We start from the raw sequence: 10,559 nt of genomic DNA, 5'->3' as shown, positions 1-10,559 counted from the left end.
GGTTTCTTAAGTATTGTCTTTTTTAGGTATTGGTTGGCTTACAATTTCCAATTCCTTAGATTTTGGTACTTGACATATTACCGCAGGACTTCTGGAACGAGTATTGATTTTTGATTTTATAATGGTTATTCCATACAAGAAAATCGGATAGATAAACCACAGAAAAAATCCAATTTTGCCAATTTGATCAAAAAAATAATTATTATCTACTCTTTTAGTAATTAAAAAACTGCAGATAAAAGGGATAATGGAGATGAGCCATATTCCATATTTCTGTTTTATATGAAAAATCTGTTTAATACCCATGGAAGAAATATACAGAGTGATACATAGGTTTGGAAAAATAACTAAAATCCATAATGGAACCGCAACAAATTCAAAGCGCTCAATAAATGGAAAATGGACCGTGCTAATCATGCTGACAACAGGCCATACATTCTTTTCTAATTCTTTCGCGCTAAAAAATAAAATAGAAACAACAGTTGTTATTAAAACAAGAATGGTCGTAAACCAGACTGCTATTTGACTAAACAGCTGTAGTTTATTTTTCTCCTTTATAAATGGAAAAATAAAAAATAACGTCTCGAAACCTAACATTGTATAACTGCTCTTGAAAACTCCTTTCATAATTTCTGAAGGAGTTGTCGTCATAATAGGTAAAATCCTAGTTAGGTTTATGGTTTGAAGTGGTTGGTACATAACAAATAGCAGCCATATAGTCAATAAAAAGGATAAGAAGCAAACACCGGTCACTACTCTAAATCCGCCGGATACAGCATAAATGGTTAATATTAATAAAGCCAATACCCCGAACCATTCATAGACACCTTCATATCCCCATGTTAGTGACAACTCGACATAACTAATGGTAATCGAATAATGGACGGCAATAAAGTAAATGACAATAAGGAAGTTAAAAATACTACCAATCAAGCGTCCGAATATATGTTCATGAATTTCAAAAAGAGTACCACCTTCATTTTTTTTTAGGATAGAAATCATTAACCATGTAATCAAGCTAACGAATAAACCAGATAGTAAAATGGATATCCAAGCATCTTTTTTTGATTCTAGATACACAATTCTTGGGACTCCAAGAATTCCCATACCAATTTGCGAAGTGTGTATGATATAAAACGCCATAAAGGCGTTAACAAATCGTATATTTGATTTCATTTTGCACCTCAAAATTCATCTAAATCTGTTATATTTCTTAATCGCTCCTTTAGGCGAATGGAGTCTTTTGGTCGATTTACTAACGGTCGCCTCATATAAAAATGGTGGGGGAGACGTATTAAAAAATATTGCAAATCTTTCATTCTTAGCGGATATAGAGGTGCAAGATAAGGTTTATTTAAAGAAGTTAATTTTAACAAGTGAACCATTAGAATACATATACCAAAAATGATTCCATTTAACCCCCAAACACCTGCTAAAATAATGATTGGAAATCTAGCAATTCTGACAGCAGTGCCCATTTCATAAATAGGAGCCGAAAATGCCCCTAATGCACTAAATGCAACAATGATAATTAAAATATTGCTAGTTAATCCTGCCTCAACCGTTGCTTGGCCAATGACAAGACCTCCTACAATTCCCATTGTTTGTCCTACTTTTGAAGGAAGGCGGGCACCAGCTTCTCTAAGTAACTCAATTAACAATTCTAGTAAGAGTGCTTCTAATAAGGGCGGAAAAGGAACTTGTGAACGTGATTGTCCAATGATAAATAACAATTTAGATGGTATGAGTTCAAAATGATAAGTCATGGCAGCCACATAAATGGCTGTTAAAAAAATAGAACCTACCATAGCAAAAAATCGGATAAAACGAATAAATGTACTTAAAGACCATCTCAAATAGATATCTTCTGTTGATTCGAAAAATGAGAAAAAATTAGCAGGACCTATAATCCCTACTGGGCTACCATCTATAAAAACACCAATTCGCCCGTTTATAATCGAGTAGATGAATCGATCGGGCAGCTCTGTTAATATAAATTGTGGAAATAAAGAGTAATGATTATCTTCTAGGCATTGAGCCAAAACGGAACTGTCACTTATATTATCCGTTTTTAATTGTTTAATCCTTTCCTTAAGTGTCTGAAGAGTGTCATCGTTAGCAATATCTTTTATATATACAATTCTTACTTGCTTTTGAGCGCGTTCCCCAATCTTTATTTCATCCGTGCACAAATTATAATCATTTAGATTTTGTCTGATTATCTTAACGTTAGAAGTTAATGATTCAGTGAACGAAATTTTAGGTCCATATACTAACGATTCTGTTTCTGCTTTCTCAATAGAGCGTTCAATGGGATTTGCGCAGTTCACCATGAATCCCTTTTTCTCTTCTAAGAAATAAATATAAGCAAATCCATTTAATAGGGAAGAGATAACTTCTTGTTCCTCTATATTTACCATTATTTCTTCTATAGGAATGTTTTTCATTAAATAGGTGTAATGTAAGTATTCTACAGAAAGTTGTTCAATGTATTTAATGACATATTCATTTAGAATCTCTGGCTTAATTAAAATCTTCATGAAAATAATATGAATCCCCACTTGTCCAGCTTCAATCTTTCGACAATTCAAGTCGGGTGATTCATTAAGAATCGATTTAATTTTTTCATAACCTGGCAAGCTCTCATTATTATTACGCTCTGTCATTCTTATCATTTCCTTCAACGTTTTTTATAGTGTCTGTTAAAAAAATTATTTTATACAGAATATGGATAGAAGGATCGTAGAACCAATACATCATAATGGACAGCGTTAAACCATTATTGTGTCTAGTTTAAGAGGTTGGTTTCTTGTCAGTTATTACCCTTTTTCTCTCAGATTAATCCCAAATTTTATTTCTTCAATGTCCTTTTTTGGTTTTAACGTTAAACGTTGAAAGGATTTCCTTTTTTGTTTTGTTGTCATTTTTTCACCTTCTAAAATGTATGAAAAATTTGATGTTTAATAACAAAACAGTTCCTTTTTATGTATTAGACAAACCTTAATACGGCGACAAATGCATGCGTTTATCTTTGTTATTACATTTTCAATGTTAAATACCCATAAATAGGATGATTAAGAGGGAGAAACTCTTAAAACTTTGGGATAATATCCGAAAAATGGGAAAAATATTAGTCCTTTCAGGAAATACAATCATCTTATTTTATAAAGGTAGGGGTGTAAAAGAAATTGAAGTTGAGAAAAGAAAAAATGAAAAGTTATAAGAGTTATTGCTGTCAACGAGAAATAGAAGAAATGATGGGGATATGGAAAAGGGGTTATTATCGAAAAAATGGAGCTATACGTCAAAAATAATTTAGATTTAAATTTCCCAAAAATCATTGAATAAAAAATTCTCCATAAAGCAAAATAAAAGAGTAAAAAAAATTCAAGGAGGAAATTATCATGACAGTAATAAATGACGTTAAAACAGCTCTAGCAGGATTGAAAAGTGCTCAAGCTAGCTTTGAAACATTTGCTCTTAGTACAGATAATCAACAAGCTAAGCAACTTTACCAAGATGCAGCTAAGCAAACCCAATCCGTTGTAGACAGCATTGAACCACGTGTTCAACAAATCGAACAAGAAGAACCTCAATACAAACAACAGTAATTAGTAAGGCGAAAAAAGGTTGGCCTCTTAACCAACCTTTTTTCAGCTGTTCAAATAATGGAAAAAAATGGAGGTGTTTTTTTGAAAGATAAAATAACCACATTGAAAAACCTACTTTTTATTATAATGGTCATTGGTTTCGCATCAGGATGTAATGGTAATCAAAATGAATTTACTCAAGGTAATAGTACTTTTGGTATTTCACAAGTACATACAAGTAAGCCAATTGATCAATCCGTTGCCAATCATGCGAAAGAAAAGATAATTGCCAAGGAAGATATTACAGACGTAAAAGCTGTGAATACTGATAAAGAGCTTATGGCAGCGATTAAAGTTGAGAATTTTGATCGATTTCGATTAAAGAGTATCGAGAAGTCAGTAAAATCCGACTTAGAAAAAAAGTATCCCGACTATAAAGTTTTTGTTTCGACTGATAAAAAAATATTCTGGGAGCTCGAAAAGGTCGAGCAAAGACTGAAAAAAAACGATATGAATAAGAAGAACTTAAAAAATGATTTGAACAAACTGAAAAGTCTTATGAAGGAACAAACCTAAAGAGGAAGGATCGAGTTATGTCTAACAATCAAAAGAAACAACTTACTCCTGTGCAACAGGAATATCAAAAATTGCAAAAACAACGAGAGATCAAAAGACCGGTTGTTAAAAATTGTATTAAGGCCTTTTTAACCGGTGGACTTATTTGTTTGATTGGTCAGCTTATTTCAGACTTTTACATTTATTATTTCGATTTTACTGAGCAAACGGCCGGAAATCCGACGGTGGGTACGTTAATTTTTATTACAATGCTTCTTACTGGTTTTGGCGTATATGATCGAATGGCCCAATTTGGTGGGGCTGGAACAGCTGTACCTGTAACAGGTTTTGGCAATGCGGTCATATCACCTGCCATTGAACATCGAACCGAAGGATTTGTACTGGGCGTAGGCGGCAATATGTTTAAACTAGCCGGTTCTGTCATTTTATTTGGTGTGTTTTCTGCTTTTATCATTGCCTTAATTAAAACAATTTTAATCAGATGGGGTGGTTTATAATGCTAGCAGGTCATCGTACATGGATCTTCGAACAAAAGCCTGTCATTATCTCCACTGGAACCGTTGGTGGACCATTTGAAGCCAATGGTGCTATCCCAGATGATTTCGATACTCTTCATGCTGATTTATGGCTTGGGCAGGATTCCTATGAGAAAGCACATAAAATCCTTTTTGAAGAGGCTTGCCAAAAAGCCATGGAAAAAGGGGGCATACAAAAGGATCAAGTTCAATTTATCCTAGCTGGGGACTTAATCAATCAAATCACCCCAACAAGTTTCGCTAGCAGAACGATTGGAGCTCCTTATTTTGGCTTATTCGGTGCTTGCTCTACCTCGATGGAAGGACTGGCTCTAGGTGCTTATATTGTAAATACAAAAGGAGCGAAATATTTGTTAACAGGAGCTTCCAGTCATGATACAGCTGTTGAAAAACAATTTCGGTATCCAACTGAGTATGGTGGACAAAAGCCACCTACGGCACAATGGACGGTTACTGGTGCAGGTGCAGCCCTATTAAGTGATTCTGGGGAAGGACCTCATGTCACATCTGCCACAATTGGTCGTGTAATCGATATGGGATTGACAGATCCATTTAACATGGGAGGAGCTATGGCGCCAGCTGCGGTTGATACCATTGAAGCCCATTTAAAGGAACGAAATGTTGAGCCATCTTATTACGATTTAATTGTAACCGGTGACCTTGGCCAAATCGGACAGGAAGTGTCCATGGATCTATTTAAAAAGCATGGAACTCCTATTAGTGAAGAACAATACCAGGATTGTGGCCTTATGATTTATCGGGAAGGACAACCCGTTCTTGCAGGAGCAAGCGGTGCAGGCTGTTCAGCAACGGTAGTTTATGGGCATTTATTAAACCGCATGAAAAAAGGTGAATTTAAACGAATGTTAGTTGTGGCTACAGGTGCTTTGCTTTCACCGTTGTCCTTTCAGCAAAATGAAACAATTCCTTGTATCGCCCATGCAGTGTCAATTGAATACGGAGGTGAACAATTAACATGATCTATTTTTGGGCTTTTGTCGTAGGCGGTTTAATTTGTATCATTGGGCAAATTATGTTTGATGTATTTAAATTGACACCAGGTCATACCTTAAGTGCTCTTGTAGTGATTGGGGCTCTTTTAGATGGATTTGGACTATACGAGCCTTTGATTGATTTTGCTGGGGCAGGGGCTACCGTTCCGATTACAAGTTTTGGGAATTCGCTTATTCATGGTGCGATGCAGGAAGCAGAAAAACATGGGTTAGTTGGTGTACTGACAGGAATGTTTGAAGTAACTAGTTCTGGTATTTCAGCTGCCATTGTTTTCGGCATGATAGGAGCTTTAATTTTTAAGCCAAAAGGATAAGGAGAATTAGGATGACAGTAGGATCAGATGTTAAACAGTGTTTTGCCAGTCTAAAAGGGGTAGAAGCAAGTCTCTCAAGTTTAGCATTACGGACTCTTGATGATGAATCGAAGCGAACTTTGCATGAGGCTATGATGGTAGTACACGAAGTAACAAAAGATTTAAAAAAAAGAGTAGGAGAACTAGAAGGAGAGGAACTTCAGTACAAAGGTTTCTAGAAAAACTATATTTACAGGGGGTGTAAGCAGTGCCTGAATGGTTAGATATAGCTGTACGCTCAGCATTATTTGTTGCTGTTTTATTTTTCATTACAAAATGGTTAGGGAAAAAGCAAATTTCAGAACTATCTTTCTTTGAATATGTCACCGGTATGTCTATTGGAAGTATTGGTGCAGAAGTGGCTACGGGACTTGAACGGAACATTTTTCACGGAATTATTGGAATTGTCATTTTTGCGGCTATTCCCTTTTTCAGTGATTTAATTTCCTTAAAAAGTAAAGGTTTTCGCAATTTTATAGAAGGAAAAGCAACTGTATTTATCAAAGATGGGAAGATTATGGAAGATAATTTAAAAAAGGAAAGATATACGACAGATGAACTGTTAGAGCTACTTCGCAGGAAGGATGTCTTTCAAGTCTCTGATGTAGAATTTGCTGTTTTAGAGGCAACAGGTGATTTATCTGTGATGCTAAAGAAAGAAAATCAACCTTTAACAGCAAAGGATATAAACTTGAAGGTTGCTTCAATCAAGGAGCCTCAGACCATTATTATGGATGGTACAATAATGGATGAACCACTAGCCACGATTGGACGAAGTCGGGCTTGGCTACAAACTGAATTAGAAAAACTAGGGGTAACGATTGAAAATGTATTTCTGGGACAGGTTAATTCTTACGGAGAGTTAACGATTGATCTGTTTGACGATAAATTACAAGTCGCCCCCCCACAAGAAAGACCCTTAATTCTTTCAACCTTGAAAAAATGTCAAGCAGACTTAGAACTATTTGCTCTTGGAACGGAATCAAAAGACGCCAAACAAATGTATAGGTTAAACAGTGAAAAATTACAAGAAGCCATTGATAAAGTGACCCCTATTTTAAAAGGATAAGGATTTAGCTTAGATTCATACATGACGAAAAAAAGATACCATTTTTAATTGAAATAAGTTTAAAAACCTTAGTCCAATTTCGGACTAAGGTGAATTTTTTTACGAGGTGTTAGAAGTGTCTATTTTTTTAGTTAAAGTTATTTTTATCTATATTGTGTTTATTGTAGCAGTAAATATTTTAGGGAAATCAGCTCTATCCCAACTTACCCCTCATGATTTTGGAGCGATTCTTTTTTATCTTAATCGAAATTTAAAGGAAAGTAGATATCCTTTACCTGAGCTGTTGTCTAATTTAAGAACAACAGGATATCCGGATATTCACGATAATGAATATGCGATTTTGGAAGCAACAGGTGAAATTAGCATTTTTCCAAGAAAAGAATTAGTTCCTATTACTCCAAAAGATTTACATATGAAAGTGGAATACCGCGGATTACCCATAGTCGTTGTCATTGAAGGGAAAGTGCAAAAGCGTAAATTAAAATTTATCAACAAAAATGAAAAGTGGTTAAAGGAAGAACTAAAGGCAAAGTGATATCTTCAAATCAAAGATTTTTTTTATGCTGCTGTTAGAGATACCGATCATTCATTAAACATTAACAAAAAAGATGTTAACGACTAATTTTAAGACGATTTCCTCCCAATATAAATTAATGTTTTCTCTTATTTACTCCTTATTGCATTTACCAATTTCATTTTCCAAATTTATAAAAAATTATACCTATATTTAGGAATTTACCAGATGGTAATTTTCAAAATCACTAAGTCTCTAGTTAGGACAGTGCCCAGATCATTACGCCTTTCTTGATGTCAGAACTTTCCCAACCTTAATTCTCTTTTTTTCGTTCTTAATATCTTATACAAGTTCTTATAAAGGTAGTCCATAATATATAACAGACAATCCCTTCATATTCCATACGTATACTGGTTACATAGTTTGTACATGATAAGAGAAACAGAAGGAGGGATTCCAGTTGGAGTGGATTTTTTATCTATACCTGTTAAATACGTTCTTTATCTTATTCATAGCAATTTGGGAAGTTCGTCGGCCTGCCAAGGCTTTGAATTGGATAATAATCGTCCTTTTTTTACCTGTCATTGGTTTCTGGCTATATCTTAGCATATCAAACCCTAAGTTTATTCATCGAAAAAGATTGACCTGTTCTAAAAATGAATCTAACAAATTACCTGAGACATTCGGTGCTTCAGCATCGGTAATTGCCAATGCTTTACGGCATTTCACTGTGAATGGGCTTCGAATGGGCCAAGTCCAAGTGTTTAACAATGGGATAGCAAAATATGATCAACTCCTTGTATCCCTGCAAAAAGCCCAAGAAACCATTGATCTGGAATATTTCATCTATCGGAACGACCAAATTGGTAATCGAATCACAGAACTGCTAATCGAAAAAGCATTAAATGGAGTGCAGGTTCGTTTTATGAGAGATAGCTTGGGGAGTTATAAATTCCCGCGTGAAAAAATCCGGCAGATGGTTGAAGCAGGGATAGAATGCAGGACAATATTTCCTCTGCGATTTCCCTGGATTTTGTCCAATTGGAATTATCGGGATCATTGTAAGATTGTGACGATTGACAGAAAGGAATCCTTTACTGGCGGTATGAACGTTGGGTATGAATATACAGGATTAAAGCCAGACGTAGGATTTTGGAGGGACACTCATTTGCAAATTATAGGGGAAGCAACAGGCGACTTGCAGACTATCTTCGACGTTCATTGGAATATCGCTGTACCAGAACGGATAAAGTCAAAAACAAAATCTGAGGCAACGAAAAAGGCCACTAAAATCCCAAAATATAAATCAAAGGAAATCAATCCAACCGGCAGCATAGATCTTTCAAGATGGCCTGCCAAATTAGGATCTGAGTTATGGCCTATAGAAGGTAAAACAGACAATACCCAAACAAAGACAGGAGAATTGCAAAAAGCGTACATCCATACGTTGGAAGGAAACCCTGGAATTCCTACCCCAGTTATTCGTCAAGCTTACTTTATATGTATAACACAGGCGACCAAGACTATTGATATAACAACTCCCTATTTTGTACCAGAAACGGATATTATCATGGCATTAAAGACAGCAGTAACTCGTGGTGTCCGTGTAAGATTGCTGGTTCCGCGCCACAATAATCAAAAAATCGTGGGTCTTGCAAGCCGTACTTATTACGGAGAACTTATAGAAGCTGGAGTTCAAATCTACCAGTACGACAAAGGAATGATACATGCGAAGGTGTTGACCATCGATGAGGAGATTGCTGCCGTAGGCTCAGCAAACTATGATATGAGAAGTTTTCGCCTGAATTATGAGGTGTGTCAAGTCTTGTACAGTACTGATGTGGCGATGGAACTTACACATCAATTCGAGCGTGATCTTGCTGATTCTGTACCATTAAGAATTGAAGACTTGTTGCAACGATCCCTGACCGAGCGCATTGTTGAACAGGGTTCTCGCCTGCTCTCTCCATTATTATGAGTTGATGTATCCTGTTTTTATTGTTCTATGTTAAATCTAGATTTAAAAAATTTCATTGTTTTTAAAATATTTCTGATTGATTTGAAAAGAGTCGAAAACCCTTGTTAGAAGAACTTTCAATATGGTTTTTTTCTTATTTACGATGGAAATTCATTACTAAAAAACGGTAATACTAAAAAGGCAGCTCAAAGAGTTTGAATTCAAAAATATCTGTTACCTTTTCATTTAAATATAGAGGTGATATCAATAGATAATATATTTGAAAATCTTAAGGAAATACGTTTATTAGAAGATAAGCTGTATCATTTAGAATTAAATGGTTGGCTGAAAAATGAGTTTTTAACTTGGGAATGGTGGATACTAGTCGTTTTTTTTAGTTGTGCCTTGGGTTATATGGGCTAAACTTGTTAAACGAGACATTATTTTAGAAATTTTGTTATTTGGTACCATAATTATCATAACAACAACCTTATTAGATGTAGTTGGTGCACAATACAGTTTTTGGGATTACCCATTGCATTCCTACCTTTTATTCCTAGGGCCTTTCCTTTTGATTTTTCAATGGTACCTGTAGCTTACATGTTGTTATATCAATATTTTAGAAGATGGAAATCTTTTATTTTAGCCCAGATCATTATGGCACTAACATATGCCTTTATAGGTGAACCCTTTTGCGAGTGGGTCAAACTTGTTAATTATTTAGAGTGGAGATACAGATATTCATTCATATATTACATCATGGTTGGAATTGTAACTCGAGCTTTAATACTAAAACTAGCCTCTTTATCTAAACCTCAAGATCTTACAACTAAGTAAAATTTAAATTGGAGGAAAAAACGTTGGAAGAAGTCAATATTGGTTTACTGACGATCAAAGTCATCGTTGGTTTTGCCACTTTATTTTTTATCATTATCATAACAGGCAGAACAT

11 protein-coding genes and 1 pseudogene are annotated in these 10,559 nt (G+C 35.1%); 10 read left to right on the top strand and 2 right to left on the bottom strand.

Annotated features, from left to right (window positions below; all coding sequences use genetic code 11):
• Positions 1-6 precede the first annotated feature (6 nt).
• Both ACTNDN_RS23745 and ACTNDN_RS23740 read right to left on the bottom strand, forming a co-directional pair.
• The gene (locus ACTNDN_RS23745) at positions 7-1,176 is read right to left on the bottom strand and encodes a GerAB/ArcD/ProY family transporter (protein ID WP_441132471.1); all 1,170 of its coding nucleotides are present in this window, start codon (positions 1,174-1,176) and stop codon (positions 7-9) included.
• Between the two features lie 8 nt (positions 1,177-1,184).
• Entirely contained in the window at positions 1,185-2,666 is a 1,482-nt protein-coding gene (locus ACTNDN_RS23740; protein ID WP_235252825.1) for a spore germination protein, read from the bottom strand.
• 738 nt (positions 2,667-3,404) lie between these two features.
• Between ACTNDN_RS23740 and ACTNDN_RS23735 the strand changes: the two genes are divergently transcribed.
• The 10 genes and pseudogenes from ACTNDN_RS23735 to ACTNDN_RS23690 all read left to right on the top strand — a co-directional run bounded on the left by ACTNDN_RS23735 (position 3,405) and on the right by ACTNDN_RS23690 (position 10,445).
• A complete protein-coding gene (locus ACTNDN_RS23735) occupies positions 3,405-3,611 on the top strand; it encodes a DUF1657 domain-containing protein (protein WP_013352384.1) in 207 nt (68 codons plus the stop codon).
• Between the two features lie 81 nt (positions 3,612-3,692).
• A complete protein-coding gene (locus tag ACTNDN_RS23730; protein ID WP_066235784.1) occupies positions 3,693-4,166 on the top strand; it encodes a YhcN/YlaJ family sporulation lipoprotein in 474 nt (157 codons plus the stop codon).
• A gap of 17 nt (positions 4,167-4,183) precedes the next feature.
• Complete coding sequence (gene spoVAC / locus ACTNDN_RS23725; protein WP_066235783.1) at positions 4,184-4,663, top strand: stage V sporulation protein AC; 480 nt, start codon at positions 4,184-4,186, stop codon at positions 4,661-4,663.
• Entirely contained in the window at positions 4,663-5,682 is a 1,020-nt protein-coding gene (gene spoVAD, locus ACTNDN_RS23720) for a stage V sporulation protein AD (protein ID WP_061794311.1), read from the top strand. Before spoVAC ends, spoVAD begins: the two co-directional genes overlap by 1 nt.
• Positions 5,679-6,029: a stage V sporulation protein AE gene (gene spoVAE / locus ACTNDN_RS23715; RefSeq protein ID WP_235252841.1), complete on the top strand. Its 351-nt coding sequence runs from the start codon at positions 5,679-5,681 to the stop codon at positions 6,027-6,029. The genes spoVAD and spoVAE overlap by 4 nt, the downstream gene beginning before the upstream one ends.
• Positions 6,030-6,040: 11 nt before the next feature.
• Positions 6,041-6,247, top strand: a complete 207-nt coding sequence (locus tag ACTNDN_RS23710; protein WP_009336483.1) for a DUF1657 domain-containing protein — start codon at positions 6,041-6,043, stop codon at positions 6,245-6,247.
• Positions 6,248-6,276: 29 nt separating this feature from the next.
• A complete protein-coding gene (locus tag ACTNDN_RS23705) occupies positions 6,277-7,137 on the top strand; it encodes a DUF421 domain-containing protein (RefSeq protein ID WP_251629965.1) in 861 nt (286 codons plus the stop codon).
• Between the two features lie 115 nt (positions 7,138-7,252).
• Positions 7,253-7,759: pseudogene (locus tag ACTNDN_RS23700) on the top strand (DUF421 domain-containing protein).
• 352 nt (positions 7,760-8,111) lie between these two features.
• Positions 8,112-9,629 (top strand): phospholipase D-like domain-containing protein, encoded by a 1,518-nt coding sequence (locus tag ACTNDN_RS23695; RefSeq protein ID WP_441132465.1) that lies wholly within the window; start codon positions 8,112-8,114, stop codon positions 9,627-9,629.
• A gap of 501 nt (positions 9,630-10,130) precedes the next feature.
• Positions 10,131-10,445, top strand: coding sequence for a CBO0543 family protein (locus tag ACTNDN_RS23690; RefSeq protein ID WP_396953904.1), 315 nt, complete (start codon positions 10,131-10,133; stop codon positions 10,443-10,445).
• The last annotated feature ends 114 nt before the right edge of the window (positions 10,446-10,559 follow it).

Origin of the sequence: Niallia sp. HCP3S3_B10, from assembly GCF_052064465.1 — a bacterium.
In the GTDB taxonomy this organism is placed as follows: Bacteria; Bacillota; Bacilli; order Bacillales; family Cytobacillaceae; genus Niallia; species Niallia hominis.
This window is presented reverse-complemented; position numbering and strand designations above follow the sequence as displayed.

What these genes read in the sequence shown, in the direction of transcription:
- ACTNDN_RS23745 (WP_441132471.1), bottom strand. Translation starts at nt 1,176, where the DNA reads ATGAAATCAAATATACGATTTGTTAACGCCTTTATGGCGTTTTATATC.
- ACTNDN_RS23740 (WP_235252825.1), bottom strand. Translation starts at nt 2,666, where the DNA reads ATGACAGAGCGTAATAATAATGAGAGCTTGCCAGGTTATGAAAAAATT.
- ACTNDN_RS23735 (WP_013352384.1), top strand. Translation starts at nt 3,405, where the DNA reads ATGACAGTAATAAATGACGTTAAAACAGCTCTAGCAGGATTGAAAAGT.
- spoVAC (WP_066235783.1), top strand. Translation starts at nt 4,184, where the DNA reads ATGTCTAACAATCAAAAGAAACAACTTACTCCTGTGCAACAGGAATAT.
- spoVAD (WP_061794311.1), top strand. Translation starts at nt 4,663, where the DNA reads ATGCTAGCAGGTCATCGTACATGGATCTTCGAACAAAAGCCTGTCATT.
- spoVAE (WP_235252841.1), top strand. Translation starts at nt 5,679, where the DNA reads ATGATCTATTTTTGGGCTTTTGTCGTAGGCGGTTTAATTTGTATCATT.
- ACTNDN_RS23710 (WP_009336483.1), top strand. Translation starts at nt 6,041, where the DNA reads ATGACAGTAGGATCAGATGTTAAACAGTGTTTTGCCAGTCTAAAAGGG.